Here is a 20,708-nt window from a genome sequence, read left to right on the forward strand (position 1 = left end):
TCCTGATTATCGAAATAGCCATTAAGGGTGCTAATCAGGATAAAACTTGATAACCACCATACCGTAAGCATCACCGCAGAAAAAATCAGGCTCAGGCGTGTGGTCAGGGAAATTTTGAACCTCACTCTTCTCTGATCTCCAGGACATATCCGGCACCGCGAACGGTATGGATCAGTTTTGGCTCAAAGTCATCATCAATTTTACTTCTCAGACGTCTCACGGCGACATCAATCACATTCGTATCACTGTCAAAATTCATGTTCCAGACCAGGGACGAGATAAGACTCCTGGGTAACACTTCTCCGGTGCGTTGCAGCAGCAACTCAAGCAGAACGTATTCTTTACCGGTGAGATGGATCTTCTTCCCCGAACGGATCACGGTCCGGCGCACCATATCAACGGTCATATCGGCGATGGTGCAGACTGTTGCGGCCTGCGAGCGTGCCCGGCGCAGTAGGGTTCTTACACGTGCAACCAGCTCCGTAAAATCAAAGGGCTTAATCAGGTAGTCATCTGCGCCAAGCTCCAGTCCTTTCACTTTGTCCCGCACGTTGTCCTTTGCGGTTAAAAACAGGACCGGTTCTTCGTGCCCGGACTCCCTCAGTGCGCTGATGATTTGCCACCCGTCGAGGAAAGGCAGCATCACGTCCAGTATTATCAAATCATACTGTCCCTTCGACGCGGCCCCGAGACCATCGCGGCCATTATTAAAGAGATCGGCCTGATAGCCTTCCTCAACCAGTCCCTGCTGCAGGTAACGACCTGTTTTTTGTTCGTCTTCAACGATTAAAATACGCTGCATGGTCAACTCGCTGATATGAAAGTAAAAATCTCACGCATGAGCTTTGGCTGTCCCCTAGCTGACCTGAGACGGAGCAAGCATTCCGAGCCACGCTACGGCGCCCAGAATGATAATCGCAACAACGAATTCTGTCAGGATGCTGTTTCGCATCAGGGCAACGCTGCGATCATAATTCCCTTCCCTGACCATAACTTCAAGCCGGGGACCCAGGTGAAACCGGTTTGCTGCAGCCAGAAGAAGCATCAGAACAAACAGAGCCGTCTTGGCAAGCAATATCCTCCCCCAGGAACTGTTGAATAAGGGAGTTAAGTTACCCTCAGCAATATACAGATAGTTGACCAGCGCACTCAGGATCAGGGCTACAACAATCACCGTTCCTGCCGTGGCAAATTTTGCCAGGGAGTCAGATATCACAATGACGCTCTGTGCATTATGCTCGTTTCTGCGCATCAGCAGGATAGCAAATGCAACCAGAGCACCTGTCCAGGCACCTGCAGCGCCGAGATGGGTCAGATCGCTCAGTAAATGGAGATAGTAATGCAGACCGTCATGCATAACGGCGTGTCCTCCCCAGGCAAGTGTAGCCAGCGCCACGCCCCCACTCATCGTCATCAGCAGGCAGGACAATACTCTCTTATTAGTGTAAAGGAACAAAGCACCGAGTGTGGTAAACAGGGCACAGAGCCTGACAATCCAGCTAATACCCACATCAGTTTCTTCTATCACCATCTCGATAACATGGATGGATAATTCTCTGAGGTCAGTTACTCCACTCATGGCATTAGATACCAGGAGCATATTAATGCCAGTAAGAATGATGCCTGTAACAACAGCAAAGGTTATAAACGACCTGAAATTAGTCAGGTTATAGGTTTCATGTCTGACACCGCTTATTCCATATATCTGAAAAAATGGCAATCCAAATATTACCATCAAATCCAGATAAAGAAGAAAACGAATAACAATCATAATCAGGTCGTTCATAATATTACTTCACTGTAAAGGTGTAATTACCGGTAATAGGGTGCGTATCTGAAGAAACCGCGCGCCAGTCAACACGATAAGTGCCAGCGGGTAAAGGCTCTCGCGGAATAATGACCATCGATTTAGGGTCAGCGCCTGGCGCCACTTTTGCCGCGACCGGCATCGGAGAATGTGATGACATGCCTTTCATACCCGTCATCGTTAATTTTGCACCTGAGAATTTCACGGTCAGATTTTCCGAGAAATTAAGCTGAATCTTTTCCGGGGCCGCTACGGCTGAATCAGCCTGTGGCACAGAGCTTTTTAATTCCGGATGGGCCATAGCAGAGAAAGCAACGCCCATAACGAGGCCACCTGTAAGAATGGCTTTATTTAAAATCGACATTTTATTTACCTGTTTAGTTGAGTGTTTTATATCAGTGCGTTAAAACCAGATTCTGGCTCCCGCCAGGAATACTACCTGATGGTCTTTCTCACCTTCTCTTTTCGCCATATCGGATGTTTTCCCGTAAAGTTGATTCCAGGAAACGCCTATATAGGGTGCAAACTCACGGCGTATTTCATAGCGCAGCCGGAGCCCCAGCTCTGTGTCAGTCAGTCCCCTGCCGCGACCCCGCGATTCATCATCCTGACTGTAGAAATTCACCTCATAGGATGGCTGGAGTATGAGCCGGTTAGTCAGTAAAACGTCGTATTCTCCTCCCAGACGAAGGGCTGCTTTTCCGCCATTACTGACAAAACCCGAAATTTCAGACTCAAAATTATAGAGTGCCAGCCCCTGAAAACCGACAGCAGCCCAGGTCCGGGCAGAAGCAGGTCTGAAATCCTGCCTGACACCCGCAACCAAATCCCACCATGGGCCAACCGCATGTCCCCAGAGTAACTGCGCTTCAGCCGCCTCCGTTTCCCCATTGCTTCGTTCACCTTCACTCTTTAGCCAAATCCGATCTGTGTCGCCTCCAATCCAGCTGTTAACACTCCAGCTGAAATTGTTGGTGTTATCCGACCGTTGCCATTCCAGTTGATCCAGCAGAACCAGATAATTAATCGCACTGTCGTGAATCGCATGCCCCTGTAAATTGCCGAATGCAGCCTTCCGGTCGGCATCGGTAACAGGCGGAATTGGCGTTCTGCTCTCAGTTACAATGGGCTCCATTGACGTCATCTCAGTGAAATTCTCATCTGCTGGCATCTGCATGGCAGACATGTCGTGCCCGGCGTGGGGATCTGCAGAGACGGAGCCCGCCGCAATAGAAAGCTGTGAGGTAAACAAACCGGCGACCAGAACAGGTATGGCCTTCAAATTTCTCTTCATTCGCATCATTCCTCCACCCGGACTTCACGAAACATTCCCATTTCCATGTGATAGAGCAAATGGCAGTGATACGCCCAGCGGCCAAGCGCATCTGCTGTCACTCTGTAACTGCGTTTTGTACCAGGGGGAACATCTATTGTGTGTTTACGAACCATGAAATTACCGTTTTCATCTTCCAGATCGCTCCACATACCATGCAGGTGAATGGGGTGAGTCATCATGGTATCGTTGATCAGCGTGATCCTGAGCCGCTCACCGTATTTCAGCAGCACCGGTGCGGCATCTGAAAACTTGATTCCGTTAAATGACCAGGCAAACTTTTCCATGTGGCCGGTTAAATGCAGTTCTATGGTACGGCCAGGTTCACGTCCGTCAGGATCCTCAAAGCGGCTTTTCAAATCCGCGTACGTGAGAACCTTTCTTCCGTTATTTCGAAGACCAATACCCGGATCATTTAATTTCGGAGAGACGCTCATCGCCTGCATATCAACCAGTGGGTTATCCGTTTCTGACGCAGGATGACTTTGCATACCCGGCATTCCGGCCATCCGGGAATGATCCATACCGGCCATGCTGCTGTGATCCATGGGCGCGGAGGATGTCCCGCTATCCGGAAGGTCAGCACCGTCCATAGACATCATCTCTCCGCTGTTATCCATGCCTCCCATCTGGCTGTGGTCCATTCCTGCCATATCATGTCCCATTCCCCCCATACCCATGTCTTCCATGGTCAACAGAGGACGGGGATCGAGGGGGGGAACGGCAGCACTTAACCCCTCTCTCGTGGCCAGTGTCCCTCGAGCGTAACCGGTCCTGTCCATGGATTGTGCGAAGATGGTATAGGCCTCACCCTGAGGCTCCACAATGACATCATAGGTTTCGGCAACGGCAATCCTGAATTCGTCAACGGTAACCGGGTTTACATACTGGCCATCTGCAGCCACGACCGTCATTTTCAGCCCGGGGATACGGATATCGAAATAGGTCATTGCCGAGCCGTTGATAAACCGTAAGCGTATCTTTTCACCGGGACGGAACAGTCCGGTCCAGTTTTTCAGCGGGGCCTGCCCGTTCATGAGATAGGTGTAGGTGTAGCCACTGACATCCGCGAGGTCAGTCGGATTCATTTTCATTTCAGCCCACATTTTCCGATCGGCAATGGTGGCTGACAGCCCCCTGGTATTCACGTCGCGGAAAAAAGAGCCAACGGTTGGTTTATTGAAATTGTAGTAATCCGACTGTTTTTTTAATTTTTTCAGCAGGCTGTGAGGATTTTCATCGGTCCAGTCAGACAACATGACCACATGCTCACGATCGTAAGCAAACGGTTCTGGCTCCCTGGCATCGATGATAATGGCACCGTATACCCCCTCCTGTTCCTGCAGACCGGAATGGCTGTGGTACCAGTAAGTCCCGTTCTGCTTAACCTTAAAGGTGTAAACGTAGGTATCATCAGGCTCTATGCCCATAAAACTCAGCCCCGGAACACCATCCATATTGGCCGGAAGAATAATGCCGTGCCAGTGAATGGACGTCTGTTCATTAAGACGGTTTTTGACCTTCAGGGTAATGGTGTCACCTTCTTTCCAGCGAAGAACGGGCCCCGGCAGGCCTCCATTGATTGTTTTGGCCTGACGCTCACTGCCCGTGATATTGACGGCCGTTTCACCAATGGTCAGGTCAAACTGAGTACCCTGCAGGGATGCGGCAACTGGCAGGCTCAGACTGGAACGCGCATTGAAACTCCATACGCCAAGACTTCCGGCTACGCCAGAGAGGGTTAACCCCTTCAGGAAAGTTCGTCGAGACGTTTTCAACAGCATGCGCATTCCCTTATTTAAAGTATGGTTACTGACAGAATTCGAGAACCGATATAAATTAAATTACTGGTTCATCCACTACAATGAAATGAATCTAGCACACCTTAAGAAACAAATTCATTACAATCGTGTAATGTACATAGCTGTATTACATTTACGTCATCTTCCCCACAGGTTGATTATTTTTATATATGATCATAAGGACATCTTTTATGTACCTCAGAAGGTAATTACACATGAATATATTAATCACGACCACTGCGTTTACAGCTTTATTTTGTGGGGCAGCTTTTGCTCAGTCCAGTGATATTGCCCATGAAGCACATCGATTTGTTAATAATGCCTCAGCCGTCAGTCATGTGAATTCCTCGACGCATGAAAACTTACCGGACAGGGTTAATAAAAACAACACGCCCTCATTCTCTGAAATGAATGAACATGAAAGGGCCATTGTTGCTCATTCATTTATGAACAACAGCGCGTCCTATGCGCATCAGAAAATGATTGAGGAACATAAAAAAATGCTGTCCGGCAGTGATGCAAATTCAAAGACCTCGTCTTCTTCTTTTAACGAACTGAATGCCGGAGAAAAAGCCGCTCTCGTGCATGAGCAGGTCAATAATGCCGGTGCGGAAGCACATCAGACGCAGGCAAGAAAGCTTCGCGGGCTGTATTCGACCAGGTAACTGCAGGCGGGTTAGTGCTTAGCGTCAGGTGCGCAGCAGGGCTTTACTGACGGGTTACGTAGCAGGACATGAGCCCCATATTGCTCTGCCGTAACCTGTTTCAGTCCCGTTAATCATCACCGTCGGGCTGGTCATACAGTTCCCAGAGCTTCAGGAGCAAACGGGAAACAAGATATGTTACAAAAATGACGACCATCAACGGTGCTCCCGATTAACTGACAGATGACACGCCTCCTGAAAACCCCTAGCATACGCCGCAGTGTTCATGCTAACGGCGAATTCCAGTAAATGTATTCTACCGATGTCGTAAAAGAAAATGCCTACCTTTCAGCCACCCGCTCGGGGCTGGAATCGAACGAGATCGCTACTCTTCAGCGCTCCTTGCCTTCCCGGTTTAATCTGCGGCATTTGAAAAAAAATGAATCATTAAAACTCGTACTGCAAAAGAAAGCGGGAAAATCACGTGTCGTGGCCTATAAATTTACGTCCGGTTCATTTAATTACACGGCGTATCGTATATCAGATAAAAAGTTCTATAACCTTTCCGATACTTCCGGGAAAGGCAGTCTCGATTATCCGTTACCGGCCACAGCAAGACTCAGTTCGCCTTTCAATCCTGCAAGACTTAACCCGGTATCGGGAAAAGTGAGTCCCCATAATGGCATTGATTATTCCATGCCCATGAACACGAAAATAGTCAGCGTCATCGACGGAAAAATCACCCGGGCCGAATACAACAGTACCATGGGATATTTTGTTGAAGTAACGGGAAAAGCCGGTGTTAAAACTCGCTATCTCCACCTCAATAAAATACTCGTTACTAAAGGGGCCAGGGTTACCCGGGGAGACGCTATTGCGTTATCCGGTAACAGCGGACGTTCATCCGGTCCTCATCTGCATTACGAGCTGGTCATCAATAACAATCCTGTTAACTCACTGGCGTTCCGGGCAGCGGCACCCGCTGATAACAAACTTGAACAGCATGCCTTTGCGCATGCCAGAGACTACGAACGATACCTGGACTGATAACGGGGCCGCGACGCGGCCCCGTCTGCCGGATTAATTTTTTTTATCGTTTTCACTTCCTTGATGTTGATGATCTCCATGCCCTCCGTGGCCGTGGAAAAGATGCATTAGCGGGCAGACCAGCAATAACAGATATGGCCAGTAACCTGCCACATGTGACCAGTGTTCGCGCAGGAGGGCAAATGCCGCGATCGCGGCGACAGCAATAAGCGCATAGGTGGTACTTTTCATACTGGACTCCTTCTGTTCGTAACAGCCCCTTCACTCAGTGTTATTTCCCGAGCCTGACACTTTTCAGACGCAACGCATTCACAATGACGCTGACGGAGGAAAGAGCCATGGCCGCCGCCGCAATAACTGGCGACAGCAGTATTCCATACACAGGATAAAGCAGACCTGCAGCCACAGGCACGCCAAGTGCGTTGTAGATAAATGCAAAAAACAGATTCTGTCGGATATTTTTCATGGTGATTTCTGACAGATGACGGGCCCTGTTCAGTATCATCAAGTCGCCTTTGAGAAGGGTGACTCCGGCACTTTCAATTGCCACATCTGTACCCGTTCCCATGGCTATACCCACGTCAGCCGCTGCCAGCGCCGGGGCATCATTCACACCGTCTCCGGCCATCGCAACCACATGGCCAGACGCTTTCAGTCGGGTTATCACTGCTTTTTTGCCATCCGGCAGAATCCCGGCTTCAACCTCATCTATTCCCAGTTTCCGTGCGACTGCTTCAGCGGTAAGCTGGTTATCCCCGGTGAGCATAACGATGCGGATCCCCGCCTGACGCAAAGCTTTAAGCGCATCCGGCGTGGTTGCTTTCACGGGATCCGAGATAGCTATCAGGCCTGCAAGGTGCCCGTCTGTGGCCACATAGATAACGGTAGCGCCTTCCATCCGCAACGTATCCGCAACGGCCTTTTGATTATCAATAACGATACTGTTTTCCTGCATAGCCAGTTCATTACCAATAACAACCCGTTGACCTTCGACATCGCCTGAGACACCTTTACCCGACGGCGCATTGAAATGAGTGACTGCGGGTATTGCGATCCCCTTTTCCTGTGCTGCTTTAACTACTGCCATACCCAGCGGATGCTGCGAGCCTTTTTCCACTGCGGCCGTTACACGCAAAAGAGATGTTTCCCCACCCGGATTGAGACTGATAATCCCTGTCACCGTCGGCGAACCTTCCGTGAGCGTGCCTGTTTTGTCGACAACCAGCGTGTCCACTTTTTCAAGACGCTCAAGGGCTTCGGCATTCTTGATTAACACCCCGGCCTGGGCTCCTTTGCCCACCCCCACCATTATCGACATCGGCGTGGCCAGCCCCAGCGCGCAGGGACAGGCAATAATCAGGACCGACACAGCCGCAATGAGACCGTGCGCCATCCTGGGCTCGGGCCCCCAGACAGACCAGATCATGAAAGCAACAACCGCGATAAGTATCACCAGAGGAACAAACCAGCCTGAAACGCTGTCAGCCATTCTCTGGATGGGGGCCCGCGAACGCTGTGCATCAGCGACCATCTGAACAATTCGTGAGAGCATCGTTTCATCACCGACTTTCTCTGCACGGATGATAAGACTACCTGTCTGATTAATGGTCCCCCCGATGACAGGGTCACCCTCCGTTTTGGTAACAGGCATAGATTCCCCGGTCACCATCGATTCATCAACGGTTGTTTTGCCTTCGACCACGATACCGTCGACCGGAATACTCTCTCCAGGTCTGATGCGGAGCTTATCGCCAGGCAGGACATCTTCCGCATTAATATCCGTTTCATGACCGTCTTGATCCAGCCGCCTGGCGGTTTTGGGGGCAAGGTTAAGAAGCGCAGTAATGGCACCTGAGGTTTGTTCCCTTGCCCGCAATTCAAGGACCTGTCCCAGCAGAACAAGCACCGTAATAACAGCTGCGGCTTCAAAATAAATGGCCACCAGGCCATCCATGTTTCTGAACGATGCAGGAAACCAGGAGGGGAAGACGGTTGCAATGACGCTGTAAACCCAGGCTACGCCGGTCCCCATTGCAACAAGGGTAAACATATTCAGGGAGCGGTTACGTAACGACATTCCGGCCCGGGCGAAGAATGGCCAGCCACACCACAAAACGACAGGAGAGGCCAGAAGTAACTGCAGCCATGTGTTGTACTGTGGCGGTACTGTATTCCTCAAAGCGGGAAACAGATGAGAACCCATTTCGAGTATCAGAACCGGAAACGCCAGCAACAACCCCAGCCAGAAGCGTCTTGTCATGTCGCGAAGTTCATCACTCGTCCCCGTGGATGCCGTAGCTACGAGCGGCTCCAGTGCCATTCCACAGACAGGACAGCTTCCGGGACCACTACGGCGTATCTCCGGATGCATCGGACATGTCCACACACCTTCAGAAATCTCTTTCTCCGCCTGGCGGTGAGACTGTTTTATCTTATCAGGGCTGACTTCATGGTGGTCGTGGTGATGGTGATGTTCACTGGCATCTTCGGTAAAATAATGATCGGGATGGGCTTTAAATTTGCTCTCACAGCTGGCGGAGCAGAAATAAAGCTGATGGTCCTGGTATCGAATGCTGCTGTGCGCCTTGTCAGGCAGGATGACCATCCCGCACACGGGATCTCTCACCTTATGCAATGCGTGACTCTCGTCCGGGGATGATGTCTGCTCAGAAGCAGTCTGGTTGTTATGTTCCACTGCATTGTCATTTTTCACAGTAACTCTCCTTATGCATATCTGAAGCATTTTCTGTCTTCAGGATATGTCATGGATGCGATTACCACGAATGCCGCCGGCATAAGAGTGCCTGCTGCCGGCGTCCCGTTATCAGCCGTTCCGCTGACTATTCGATTCGCTGGAAGACTTTTTTACTGCCCTCCGGTGAGAATGCGATAACATCGTAAGCCTCTTTTCGGGCCCCCATCTCCATTCCCGGACTTCCTGCTGGCATACCGGGGGTGGCGAGACCGTATATACCCGAACCAGACTGCATGGCCTTATGTATCGTTGCCGCAGGCACATGGCCTTCAATGATCAAATTACCTACAACCGCGGTATGACAACTTCGTAGTCCAGCAGGAACAGCATGCTTTTCTTTCAGGGCTGACAGCGCCTGATCATTCATGACGTGAGTTCGCACTTCGAACCCGTCTTTTTCCATCGCTTTGCCCCACAGGGAACAACAGCCACAGTTTTCAGATTTGTACATATCAATGACTTTTTCACTCGCCATTGCAGGCAGTGACAGGCCGAGAGCCAGGGCCATTAGAACCACTTTTTTCATACTCACCTCTGTATATTATCGATATAAACCCTGACGTCAGGGTGAATCAGTGCAGAAGGACGCCCACTGGGGGCGCCCTTTCAGGGTTATGACACGCTTTTTTTATGTCTGCGCAGCCAGATTAATTTGTAGGCGGCAGGAATAATGAACAGGGACAGCAGCGGAGCCGTGATCATCCCACCAATCATTGGCGCAGCAATACGGCTCATGACTTCTGAACCTGCGCCGGTTCCCCAGAGTATTGGCAGCAGACCCGCAATGATCACCGCCACGGTCATGGCTTTCGGCCGGACACGCAGTACGGCACCATGATAGAGGGCTTCATCAAGACCTTCCGGTGTGAACGTCTCTTTACGGGACAATTCCGGGTGCGCTTCAATGGCATGACGCAGATACATCAGCATGACCACGCCAAACTCTGCTGCCACCCCGGCCAGGGCGATAAACCCGGTTCCGGTCGCCACTGACATATGGAAGCCCTGCCAGTACAGGAACCATATTCCGCCAACCAGGGCGAACGGCAGGCTCATCAGGATCAGCAGGGCTTCGTCAACCCGGCGGAATGCCAGATACAACAGGATGAAAATGATCATCACCGTCATCGGCACCATCAGCTTCAGTTTCTTGTTGGCATGCTCAAGCAGTTCAAACTGTCCGGAGAATGCCACACTGGTTCCCGGTCTCAGTTTCACTTTCTCGCTGATGGCCGTCTTAATGTCGTTAACCACCGACACCATGTCCCTGCCGCGGGCATCAACATAAATCCAGCTGGCTGGCCGGGCATTTTCGGTTTTCAGCATGGTTGGTCCAGAAACGACGTTAATATCCGCGACATCGCCCAGCGTGATCTGCTGCTTCATCGGGGTCAGGATCGGCATCTGTTTCAGCGCCTGCGGACTGTTCCGGTAATCCTGCGGGTAGCGAATGTTAATAGGGTACCGGGCCACCCCTTCAACCGTCTCACCCACCATAGCACCTCCGATTGCTGAAGAGACGAACAGCTGGACATCACCTACCGTCATCCCGTAGCGGGAGGCTTTCTCCCGGTTGATATCGATATCGATGTAGCGCCCGCCCTCAAGTCGCTCAGCCAGGACAGACACCACGCCAGGCACGGTTTTGGCTACCGCCTCGATACTCTGCGCCGTCGCGTCGATATCGGACAGAACAGTCCCGGACACTTTGATACCTATCGGGCTTTTGATCCCGGTTGAGAGCATATCAATACGGTTACGGATAGGCGGCACCCAGAGGTTTGCCAGACCCGGTAAACGGACTGTCCTGTCGAGTTCATCAATAATCTTGTCAATTGTCATGCCGGGACGCCACTGATCCTCAGGTTTGAGCTGGATCGTGGTTTCCACCATTTCGAGCGGCGCGGAATCCGTTGCGGTCTCTGCTTTACCGGTCTTGCCAAATACAGAAGCCACTTCAGGAACGCTTTTGATTAACTTGTCTGTTGTCTGCAGGAGCGCTGCAGCTTCTGCCGGAGAGACGCCAGGCAAGGTCGACGGCATATACAGCAGATCGCCCTCGTTAATCTTCGGCAGAAATTCACCGCCCACCTGACTCAGTGGCCAGATAACCGTGAAAATGGACAAGGCCGCAACCAGCAGGGTTGTTTTTGGCCAGTGGAGGACCCGCAGCAGCAAAGGATGATACGCTTTGATCAGCACCCGGTTCAGGGGGTTACTTGTCTCGGCAGGAATTTTCCCCCGGATCCAGAATCCCATCAGAATAGGAATGACGATGATGGCCAGTGCGGCCGCTCCCGCCATGGAGTACGTTTTCGTGAATGCCAGCGGGCCAAACAGACGACCTTCCTGCCCTTCCAGGGTAAAGATAGGAATAAAGGACAGGGTGATGATCAGCAGGCTAATGAACAACGCGGGTCCCACTTCCACGGAGGCGTCGGTAATCACCTTCCAGCGGGTGGCGTTGTCAATCTGCTCACCCGGATGCTGATGATCCCACTCCTCAAGCCGTTTGTGCGCATTTTCAATCATCACAATGGCGGCATCCACCATCGCACCGACGGCAATCGCTATCCCTCCCAGCGACATGATATTGGCGTTCAGTCCCTGGAAGTGCATGACGATAAAGGCGATACACAGGCCAAGCGGCAGAGAGATAATCGCCACCAGGGCAGAACGTACGTGCCACAGGAACAGAGCACAGACGATGGCCACCACGATAAACTCTTCCAGAAGTTTGGAACTGAGGTTATCAATCGCCCGGTCGATTAACTGGCTGCGATCGTAGGTGGTCACGATTTCAACGCCTTCCGGCAGGCTGGCCTTCAGCGTCTCCAGTTTATCCCTCACTGCCGTGATAACGTCGCGCGCATTTTTACCCGACCGCAGGATCACCACGCCGCCAGCGACTTCTCCCTGGCCGTTCAGCTCGGCAATACCACGCCTCATTTCGGGCCCGGTCTGCACGCGGGCAACATCCCGCAGATAAACCGGCACGCCGTTCTCACCTGTTTTCAGGACGATGTTATTAAAATCATCAATGCTCTGAAGATAACCGCTGGCACGGACCATATACTCCGCTTCGGCCATTTCAACGGATGAGCCACCGGCCTCCTGGTTAGACGATTCAAGTGCCTGTTTCACTTCGGGCAGGCTGATACCGTACTGGGACAGTTTTACCGGATTGACCTGAATCTGGTACTGTTTCACCACGCCGCCAACCGAAGCGACCTCAGCCACGTTCGGGATGGTTTTCAGCTCAAATTTCAGGAACCAGTCCTGCAGAGAGCGCAGTTCTGAAAGGTCGTGTTTTCCGTTGCGATCGACAAGGGCATATTCAAATATCCAGCCCACTCCCGTGGCGTCCGGGCCGATTTCAGAGCTCACACCCGCAGGCAGTTTGCCCTGAACCTGATTCAGGTATTCCAGCACGCGCGAACGGGCCCAGTACAGATCGGTGCCGTCTTCAAAAATGACATACACATACGAATCACCGAACTGTGAAAAGCCACGCACGGTTTTTGCGCCAGGTACGGACAGCATGGTGGTGGTAAGCGGATAGGTGACCTGGTTTTCTACAATCTGCGGGGCCTGTCCGGGATAGCTGGTTTTAATAATGACCTGCACATCTGACAGGTCAGGCAGCGCATCGACCGGCGTGTTAATTATCGTCCATGTGCCCCAGATGCTGAGAAACAGTGCGCCCATCATGACCAGGAAACGGTTGGCGACAGAGCGCCGGATAATCCATTCAATCATCGTCGTCTCCTCAGTGCCCTGAATGCATATTTACAGGCTGCTCAGACATTGCTGGCATACTGTTTTCTGTTTTTTCAGGGTGGCGCATACGTTCCAGCGCGCCCGTAATATTGGCTTCGGAGTCAATGAGGAACAGGCCACTGACCACCACGGTATCGCCTTCATTCAGGCCGGAGCCAATGCCGGACTGTTGCTGTGATTCATGCAGAACGTGGATCTGTTTCGGCACAAACTTGCCTTCATCATCAACAGTAATCACGCGCTGTTCTTTGCCGGTATCGATAACGGCCTGGCTTGGTATCAGCAGCATCTCCTGGCTCTTGGTATTCAGTTTCAGATAGGCATTCATGCCCGGCTTGAGAAACTCATCCTTATTAGAAACCTGGAGACGGACCTGAAGCGTACGGGTTGTCTGATCCACGCTGGGAAGAATGTTCCATTTTTCGACATGGAATGTTTTATCCGGATAAGCCGGTACCGAAATTTCAAACTGCGACGTATCTTTCAGCAGATATGCGATAGATTCTGGCACTGCAGCGCTGATCCAGACCGGGTCCATCCCCTGAATCTGAGCCACTACTTTATCTTTCGAAATATTCATTCCGGTGCGCAGGTCAAACGCAGTAATGACACCATCAATAGGTGCTTTAATGGTAAAACGGGTCTGGATTGTGCGGGTTGAACGCAGCCTTTGAATATCCTCTTCCGGCATACCAGCTAGACGAAGTCGCTCCAGAACCCCTTTTATCTGGGTTGACGTACCGCCTGTACCGGATAACAGCAGGAACTCACTTTGTGCCTCAACCCATTCAGGAATGGTGATATCGATAAGCGGAGTGCCTTTCTTCACATGATCGCCAATCGTCAGGGGATACACTTTTTCGACGAAACCGTCAGAGCGCGCCTGCACAATGACAAACTGATACTCGTTGTAACTGACATTAGCCGGGATTGTCTGAGAATAATTCAGCATTCCTCGCGTGACTTTTTGCGTTTTTAATCCCAGATTCTGAACCTGCGTTGGATCGATACGGATCCCGCCACTGCTTTTATCGCCGCTTTCATCAGCATATTTTGGCACCAGGTCCATATCCATAAAGGGAGATTTTCCGGGTTTATCAAATTTGGTATCCGGTTTCATCGGGTCATACCAGAAAAGTACCTTTCGCTCCGGTGCCTTTTGTTCGGTTTGTACTGTTTTTTGTGATGAGTTTACATACTGCCAGGCAGTAACCGATATCAGCCCTCCTGCTATGAGGCTGCTGATAATTATTGCAGCATATTTTATCTTTAAAGAAGCCATACAATTTCTCGCTGAAAAATCAAAACACCTGGCATATGCGCCCGATCATTCATTCACAGTAATCCCTTAATGAATGTTCAGGCGCACTGGATGTATTCGCTCCGGACTGATAATCAGGATTGCGTAACGTTAATGCTTTTGAGTAAGGAGATATTGCCCTGCTGAATAAACGAGAAATCGACATGGTTGCCGGTTTTCAGGGCATTGATAGCGTCGTCTGCATTAACAAAAGTGAAGCGCATGGTCATTGCAGGCCAGCCCACAGCAGGGATTGCTTCGTGCGAAATGGTAATCTTTTTACTATTCATATCAATGTCTTTAACGACACCGGTGCCCTTGATAACCTGCTGTACCGAAGCATCACTGGCAGCATTCATATCGCCATGCTGATGTGTTTCAGCATGAAGACCGGCAGAAAACATGACAGAGAAGGCACCAAATAAAACGGCTTTAAGTGAATTACGCATTTTTAATTTCCTGATTAATTAAATAAATTTACTCTACCCAACCGCCACCCAGCGCGGTAAACAGATTAATTTCGTTAACCTGTCGGGAATAGGTAAGATCGAGAATGGTTTGCTGCGTAGCGAAGAGGGAACGTTCTGCATCCAGCACTTCGATGTAACTGACAGCACCACTTGCATATAATCCTCTGGCACGCTGGAGAGTTATCTGAAGTGAATCAAGATAACGCTGCTGTGACTCAAGTTGCTGGCTAAGGCTGTCGCGCAGCGCAAGCGTGTCGGAAACATCCTTAAAGGCTGACTGAATTTTTTGTTCGTAATTAACCACCGATTGTTGCTGGCGAATTTCAGCCAGCTTCAGATTGGCTTTATTCCTGCCAGCATTAAAAATAGGAATTTCAATTTTAGGGATAAAATTCCACATTCCACTTCCTGACGTAAACAGGCTTGACAGCTCCGTACTGCTTGCGGAAAGACCACTGGTCAGGGTAATGGAGGGGAAAAAGGCCGCTCGCGCTGCGCCAATATTGGCATCAGCCGCTTTCAGCTGATATTCCGCTTCCATAATATCCGGTCGCTGCAGCAAAATTTGTGAAGATAGATTTGGTGGCAATTTTACTGGTGCGATCTCCCCGCCTTTCATCCCTTTTTCTGACGGAAGTGCGCGGTACGTTCCCAGCACCAGTTGCAGGGCATTGTTTGCCTGAGCCAGATCGCCTTCTCGTTTGGCTATTTCGGCGCGGGTACTTTCGATTTGTCCTCTCGCCTGTTCAAGTGCCAGAACGTTCGTACTCCCGGTCACGAGCTGTTGCTCAACGAAAGCATAGGACTGTTCATAATTTTTCAGCGTTTCCCGCGCAATACGGAGTTGTTCGTACGCCAGTTGCTGGCTGAAATAGCTCTGTGAAACGTTGGAGACCAGCAGGATGTGTACGGCCCGACGGGCTTCTTCGCTGGCAAAGTAGTTCTGGCGGTCAGCATCACTCATGTTCTTAAGTTTGCCGAAAAAATCGAGCTCATAGCTGAGCTCCAGTCTCGCGTCGTACTCCTGTGTGGTCGGCTTGTCACCTTTCAGACCACCGCTGTATGTTATCCCGGATGAGGCATTCAGCTGGGGGTAACGATCTGCATCCGTGACGTTGAACTGGGCTCGGGCCTCTTCAACCTTCAGGGCAGCCATTCTCAAATCACGGTTATTAGTCAGAGCTTCACCGATCAACCGGGTAACCTGGGGATCGACAAAAAAGTTACGCCAGCCCGTATCCTGATAGCCATTTACCGCTGGCGTCAGGCTGTTATGGGACAGTGAAAACTGCTGGGGTACCGGTGCTGCGGGCCGCTGATATTCAGGCGCAAGCGACACGCAGCCTGCCAGGATGAATATCGTGCTAATGCTGAGTAATTTTAATTTGAACATAACGCTTCTCGTCCAGGCAGACCTGGTAAATGGTTCAAATGAAGTCCAGAGTATTGATAGGGGTACTTTACCTAACGCTCTCTGTTTGCCGAGTGACAGGATAATGACAATGTTGTCATTTTTGCTGTAATCCGTTGATAACGATCGTGGGCGCAATAGAATGACATTAGCAGCCAGCCGGGGAGCAAGATGAAAATATTGATCGTCGAAGACGAAATTAAAACAGGTGAATATCTCAGCAAAGGGCTTACAGAGGCAGGGTTCGTAGTGGATCACGCTGATAATGGTCTTACCGGATATCATCTCGCCATGACAGCCGAGTATGATTTAGTCATTCTGGATATCATGCTACCTGATGTGAACGGCTGGGATATCATCCGCATGCTGCGCACTGCCGGAAAGGGTATGCCGGTCTTACTGCTGACAGCCCTCGGCACGATCGAACATAGGGTCAAAGGACTGGAACTGGGTGCGGACGATTATCTGGTTAAACCCTTTGCGTTTGCCGAACTGCTCGCCCGGGTGAGAACCCTTCTGAGGCGGGGAAACACGATGATCACGGAAAGCCAGTTTAAGGTGGCTGACCTCTCGATTGATCTCGTATCCAGAAAAGTCAGTCGCGCCGGAAACCGCATTGTGCTCACCAGTAAAGAGTTCAGCCTGCTGGAATTCTTCATTCGCCATCAGGGAGAGGTTCTTCCCCGCTCCCTGATTGCCTCTCAGGTCTGGGACATGAATTTTGACAGCGACACTAATGCGATCGATGTCGCAGTAAAGCGACTCCGCGCTAAAATAGACAACGATTACGAGACAAAGCTGATCCAGACAGTCCGGGGCGTGGGCTACATGCTGGAGGTCCCGGATGCATAGCAAACCTTCCAGACGCCCTTTCTCACTCGCTCTGCGGCTGACCTTTTTTATCAGCCTGTCCACGATACTGGCTTTTATCGCCTTCACCTGGTTTATGCTGCATTCTGTTGAAAATCATTTTGCCGAGCAGGATGTCAGCGATCTTCAACAAATCAGCACCACACTGAACCGTATACTGCAGTCCCCGGTGGATCCGGATGATAAAAAAATAAGCAAAATAAAGGAATCAATTGCCAGCTACCGCAACGTTGCCCTTTTGCTCCTCAATCCCAGGGGTGAAGTGCTCTTTAGCTCAGCTCAGGGGGCGGCACTACGCCCGGCAGTGAATTCAGCAGATTTTAGCGAGCACAGCCGCGCACGGGATGTCTTTCTCTGGACGGTGGAGGATCCTGCGGGACCGATGGATACCGGGTCCGAAATGAAGATGGAAACATACAGGATTATCGCCTCCTCTGGTCAGGCGATATTTCAGGGCAAACAGCAGAACTATGTCATGCTGACTGGCCTATCCATTAATTTCCATCTCCATTACCTCGATGCGCTGAAAAAGAACCTGATTGCGATTGCCGTCGTGATAAGCCTGTTGATTGTTCTGATCATTCGAATCGCTGTCCGTCAGGGGCACCTGCCCCTTCGTAATGTCAGCAATGCCATTAAAAACATCACCTCCGAGAATCTTGATGCGCGACTGGAACCGACACGCGTTCCCATTGAGCTGGAGCAACTGGTTATCTCGTTCAATCATATGATTGGAAAGATTGAGGATGTCTTTACCCGCCAGGCCAATTTCTCTGCCGATATCGCGCATGAGATCAGAACGCCCATCACCAATCTGGTGACGCAGACTGAAATCGCACTGAGTCAGGATCGAACACAGAGGGAACTTGAGGATGTCCTCTATTCCAGTCTTGAAGAGTATAACCGGATGACCAAAATGGTCAGCGATATGCTGTTCCTGGCACAGGCAGATAATAATCAGCTGATACCTGACAGGGTCATGTTTGACCTCAGAGCGGAAGTCATGAAAGTCTTCGAGTTTTTCGAAGCCTGGGCCGAAGAACGCAATATCACGCTCAAATTTAACGGGATGCCCTGTCTGGTCGAGGGAGATCCACAAATGTTTAGAAGAGCGATCAATAATCTGTTATCCAATGCCCTGCGTTATACCCCTGAGGGACAGGCAATCACCGTCTCAATAAGAAAACAGGGGAGCTTTTTTGACCTTGTGATTGAAAATCCGGGGAAACCAATCCCTGAAGAGCATTTATCAAGGCTGTTTGACCGTTTTTATCGGGTGGATCCGTCCAGACAACGAAAAGGAGAAGGCAGCGGCATCGGTCTTGCGATTGTGAAGTCAATCGTGGAAGCACATCACGGAAGAGTGCATGTGGAATCGGATATACGCTCGACACGTTTTATTTTATCCGTACCCAGACTGGAGAAAATGATTCCGGATCCCCAACACTGAGAATAAAGATTTAAATGACAAAGATGTCATTAGCCTGTCATGCAGCAAACAGAAGCCATTCGATATAATTAGTGCAACTTATCAGGAAGGCTGGATTGCTTCATCAATACCCGGCGTCAGAGTACGCCAGGAATGAATATCCAGCCATCTCCCGGAGAAATAAGAACTGCCGAACCTGTTTAAGTTATGAAACTGAAAACACCGGTTGTACTTCCCCGGACATCATTAATTGAGAAATGGAGAGTTATCATGAAAAATATCGTATTAGCATCTTTGCTGGGCTTTGGTTTAATTTCTTCGGCCTGGGCCACTGAAACCGTGAATATCCATGAGCGCGTCAACAATGCACAGGCCCCTGCTCACCAGATGCAGTCTGCTGCGGCTCCTGTCGGGATCCAGGGGACTGCTCCCCGTATGACCGGTATGGACCAGCATGAACAGGCCATTATTGCTCATGAAACCATGACGAACGGATCGGCAGATGCGCACCAGAAAATGGTGGAAAGTCATCAGAAGATGATGGGAAATAACACAGTATCCACGACCGTCCCTTCAACGTCTTACGCGGCGATGGATGAGCATGAAAGAGCAGCGGTTGCCCATGAATTCATGAATAACGGTCAGTCCGGCCCACATCAGGCCATGGCCGAAGCGCACCGCCGCATGATCAATGTAGGCTGAATGCGACTGTAGTATCCGTGCTTTTTACCCTTTCCTTGATAGATTATTCCTTAACCGGATATGTTGTGACATTTTTGCCCCCATCAGGGGGCTTTTTTATATGACTCAGCTACAATTAACCGGTACCTACCTGAAAAGGATTTATTAAATGAAAATCAAAAACACCCTTTTTGTTATATTAATGTTATCCCTGCCAGCAATTTCTGCCGAACATTCGGAAATGAAAATGTCAGATATGCACTCATCGGCATCGTCACAGGAATATATGGCTGGCATGAAAGACATGCATGAAAAAATGATGGCCGCCGTTAATGAGCCCGATCCCGATAAGGCCTTTGCAAAAGGTATGATCGCACACCATGAAGGAGCAATAGCAATGGCTGAGACCGAGCTTAAATACGGAAAAGATCCCGAAATGAGAAAGCTTGCGCAGGACATCATTAAAGCTCAGAAAGGTGAAATCGAGCAGATGAATAAATGGCTTGGCAGTCAAAAATAAAGATTGCAAAAACGCCATGATAAGCGTAATTTTAAATCACTCCCGGGCACGGGATCCTGTTAAACGTTAAATAATTAAAACCCGATTAATTTCGGGTTTTTTATATTCTATACTCCGGTCCTTTGCTGTGGACCGGAATATATGCAGCTGCGATTATTTTAACACATTATCTCGTCATGGAAATAATGTCGCTCAGGATCTCAATCAGTTCAATTCTTTCCTGCGTTCCGTCATGATAGGTTGATCTTGAGATTATTCTTTCCGCTGTCATCTGGGGCCAGAATTTATCAAGCACATTATCGGGTTTCATTCCCACAGCCCGGCCGATTATTTTTTTAGCGTCACAGGTGTCCGTAAACGTGACTGCTACACCGGTAATTTCTTCGATCAGATCCGGGCAGAGATAGTTCTCTATTTCACGTTTGCGCGTGGCGAAGAATACCTTACCGGCTTCCTCCACTTCTTTTTTACGTTTCTGAATGGACAGAACCTGTGCAGGGTCTCCCCCAATATCGGAGTCCAGAAATACGCACCAGGGAAGCCCCAGATCGTTGGCCAGATTTAAGGTAACCCAGTGTTTGACGCTCCCGCATCCTCCTATGAGGACTGGCACAATTTTCACGTCCTCAAGAGAGGCTGGCAGCACACCTGATTGTTTAAATGAACTGGCCGCATGCCTCAGGAAAGTGACATCCGACTTTCCTTCTACCAGAACAATGCCTTTAGCCCTTTCCATACCAGTCTCTGGCAACACCCCCAGGCTTTCAGTTGCTTCCTTCAGCACATCGTCATCCGGCATTTTTACAACGGGTTCACCTGTCTCATTTCTGGTGACATAACGTACTGAATCGCCACGGAT

The 20,708-nt window shown here is 50.2% G+C and carries 18 protein-coding genes and 1 pseudogene; 6 read left to right on the top strand and 13 right to left on the bottom strand.

Annotated elements, in window-relative coordinates:
- Positions 1–121 precede the first annotated feature (121 nt).
- The 5 genes from pcoR to pcoA are packed head-to-tail and all read right to left on the bottom strand — an operon-like array spanning position 122 to position 4,924.
- Positions 122–802 carry a copper response regulator transcription factor PcoR gene (gene pcoR, locus CHU32_RS25905; RefSeq protein WP_001188930.1) on the bottom strand — a complete coding sequence of 227 codons (681 nt, stop codon included), beginning with the start codon at positions 800–802 and terminating at the stop codon, positions 122–124.
- Positions 803–856: 54 nt separating this feature from the next.
- The gene (pcoD, locus tag CHU32_RS25910; protein ID WP_229692861.1) at positions 857–1,735 is read right to left on the bottom strand and encodes a copper resistance inner membrane protein PcoD; all 879 of its coding nucleotides are present in this window, start codon (positions 1,733–1,735) and stop codon (positions 857–859) included.
- Positions 1,736–1,790: 55 nt separating this feature from the next.
- Positions 1,791–2,171, bottom strand: a complete 381-nt coding sequence (pcoC, locus tag CHU32_RS25915; protein WP_000025662.1) for a copper resistance system metallochaperone PcoC — start codon at positions 2,169–2,171, stop codon at positions 1,791–1,793.
- A gap of 39 nt (positions 2,172–2,210) precedes the next feature.
- Complete coding sequence (pcoB, locus tag CHU32_RS25920) at positions 2,211–3,101, bottom strand: copper resistance outer membrane transporter PcoB (protein WP_006785895.1); 891 nt, start codon at positions 3,099–3,101, stop codon at positions 2,211–2,213.
- Between the two features lie 5 nt (positions 3,102–3,106).
- On the bottom strand, positions 3,107–4,924 hold the full coding sequence (pcoA, locus tag CHU32_RS25925) for a multicopper oxidase PcoA (protein ID WP_000925242.1): 1,818 nt from the start codon (positions 4,922–4,924) through the stop codon (positions 3,107–3,109).
- Between the two features lie 233 nt (positions 4,925–5,157).
- Between pcoA and CHU32_RS25930 the strand changes: the two genes are divergently transcribed.
- Together CHU32_RS25930 and CHU32_RS25935 are read left to right on the top strand one after the other, a co-directional pair.
- Positions 5,158–5,607 carry a copper resistance protein gene (locus CHU32_RS25930; RefSeq protein WP_001023257.1) on the top strand — a complete coding sequence of 150 codons (450 nt, stop codon included), beginning with the start codon at positions 5,158–5,160 and terminating at the stop codon, positions 5,605–5,607.
- Positions 5,608–5,895: 288 nt separating this feature from the next.
- Positions 5,896–6,633 (top strand): peptidoglycan DD-metalloendopeptidase family protein, encoded by a 738-nt coding sequence (locus CHU32_RS25935; RefSeq protein WP_004118669.1) that lies wholly within the window; start codon positions 5,896–5,898, stop codon positions 6,631–6,633.
- A 33-nt stretch (positions 6,634–6,666) separates the two neighbouring features.
- On the opposite strand, the gene CHU32_RS25940 is transcribed toward CHU32_RS25935, so the two are convergent.
- The 7 genes from CHU32_RS25940 to silC all read right to left on the bottom strand — a co-directional run bounded on the left by CHU32_RS25940 (position 6,667) and on the right by silC (position 16,331).
- A complete protein-coding gene (locus tag CHU32_RS25940; protein ID WP_000843497.1) occupies positions 6,667–6,864 on the bottom strand; it encodes a DUF2933 domain-containing protein in 198 nt (65 codons plus the stop codon).
- Between the two features lie 40 nt (positions 6,865–6,904).
- On the bottom strand, positions 6,905–9,376 hold the full coding sequence (gene silP / locus CHU32_RS25945; protein ID WP_129244003.1) for an Ag(+)-translocating P-type ATPase SilP: 2,472 nt from the start codon (positions 9,374–9,376) through the stop codon (positions 6,905–6,907).
- Positions 9,377–9,473: 97 nt separating this feature from the next.
- Positions 9,474–9,914 carry a DUF411 domain-containing protein gene (locus tag CHU32_RS25950; protein ID WP_002436620.1) on the bottom strand — a complete coding sequence of 147 codons (441 nt, stop codon included), beginning with the start codon at positions 9,912–9,914 and terminating at the stop codon, positions 9,474–9,476.
- An 86-nt stretch (positions 9,915–10,000) separates the two neighbouring features.
- Complete coding sequence (gene silA, locus CHU32_RS25955; RefSeq protein WP_000574021.1) at positions 10,001–13,147, bottom strand: Cu(+)/Ag(+) efflux RND transporter permease subunit SilA; 3,147 nt, start codon at positions 13,145–13,147, stop codon at positions 10,001–10,003.
- A 10-nt stretch (positions 13,148–13,157) separates the two neighbouring features.
- On the bottom strand, positions 13,158–14,450 hold the full coding sequence (gene silB, locus CHU32_RS25960; RefSeq protein ID WP_001485328.1) for a Cu(+)/Ag(+) efflux RND transporter periplasmic adaptor subunit SilB: 1,293 nt from the start codon (positions 14,448–14,450) through the stop codon (positions 13,158–13,160).
- A gap of 113 nt (positions 14,451–14,563) precedes the next feature.
- A complete protein-coding gene (gene cusF / locus CHU32_RS25965; protein ID WP_001246153.1) occupies positions 14,564–14,917 on the bottom strand; it encodes a cation efflux system protein CusF in 354 nt (117 codons plus the stop codon).
- A 28-nt stretch (positions 14,918–14,945) separates the two neighbouring features.
- Positions 14,946–16,331, bottom strand: coding sequence for a Cu(+)/Ag(+) efflux RND transporter outer membrane channel SilC (silC, locus tag CHU32_RS25970; protein ID WP_000475503.1), 1,386 nt, complete (start codon positions 16,329–16,331; stop codon positions 14,946–14,948).
- A 189-nt stretch (positions 16,332–16,520) separates the two neighbouring features.
- Here silC and silR point away from each other — a divergent pair, with 189 nt between their 5' ends.
- The 4 genes from silR (at position 16,521) to copM (ending at position 19,849) form a co-directional block, all read left to right on the top strand.
- Positions 16,521–17,201, top strand: a complete 681-nt coding sequence (gene silR / locus CHU32_RS25975; protein WP_000697968.1) for a copper/silver response regulator transcription factor SilR — start codon at positions 16,521–16,523, stop codon at positions 17,199–17,201.
- Complete coding sequence (gene silS / locus CHU32_RS25980) at positions 17,194–18,669, top strand: copper/silver sensor histidine kinase SilS (RefSeq protein WP_000555738.1); 1,476 nt, start codon at positions 17,194–17,196, stop codon at positions 18,667–18,669. Before silR ends, silS begins: the two co-directional genes overlap by 8 nt.
- Positions 18,670–18,918: 249 nt before the next feature.
- Positions 18,919–19,350, top strand: a complete 432-nt coding sequence (gene silE / locus CHU32_RS25985) for a silver-binding protein SilE (protein WP_006785880.1) — start codon at positions 18,919–18,921, stop codon at positions 19,348–19,350.
- Between the two features lie 148 nt (positions 19,351–19,498).
- Positions 19,499–19,849: a CopM family metallochaperone gene (copM, locus tag CHU32_RS25990; protein ID WP_006785879.1), complete on the top strand. Its 351-nt coding sequence runs from the start codon at positions 19,499–19,501 to the stop codon at positions 19,847–19,849.
- Positions 19,850–20,015: 166 nt separating this feature from the next.
- On the opposite strand, the pseudogene CHU32_RS25995 reads toward copM, so the two are convergent.
- A pseudogene (locus CHU32_RS25995) lies at positions 20,016–20,699 on the bottom strand (TOPRIM nucleotidyl transferase/hydrolase domain-containing protein); the annotation flags it as partial.
- Positions 20,700–20,708: the final 9 nt, after the last annotated feature.

Source organism: Superficieibacter electus (assembly GCF_002915575.1).
GTDB classification, from domain to species: domain Bacteria; phylum Pseudomonadota; class Gammaproteobacteria; order Enterobacterales; family Enterobacteriaceae; genus Superficieibacter; species Superficieibacter electus.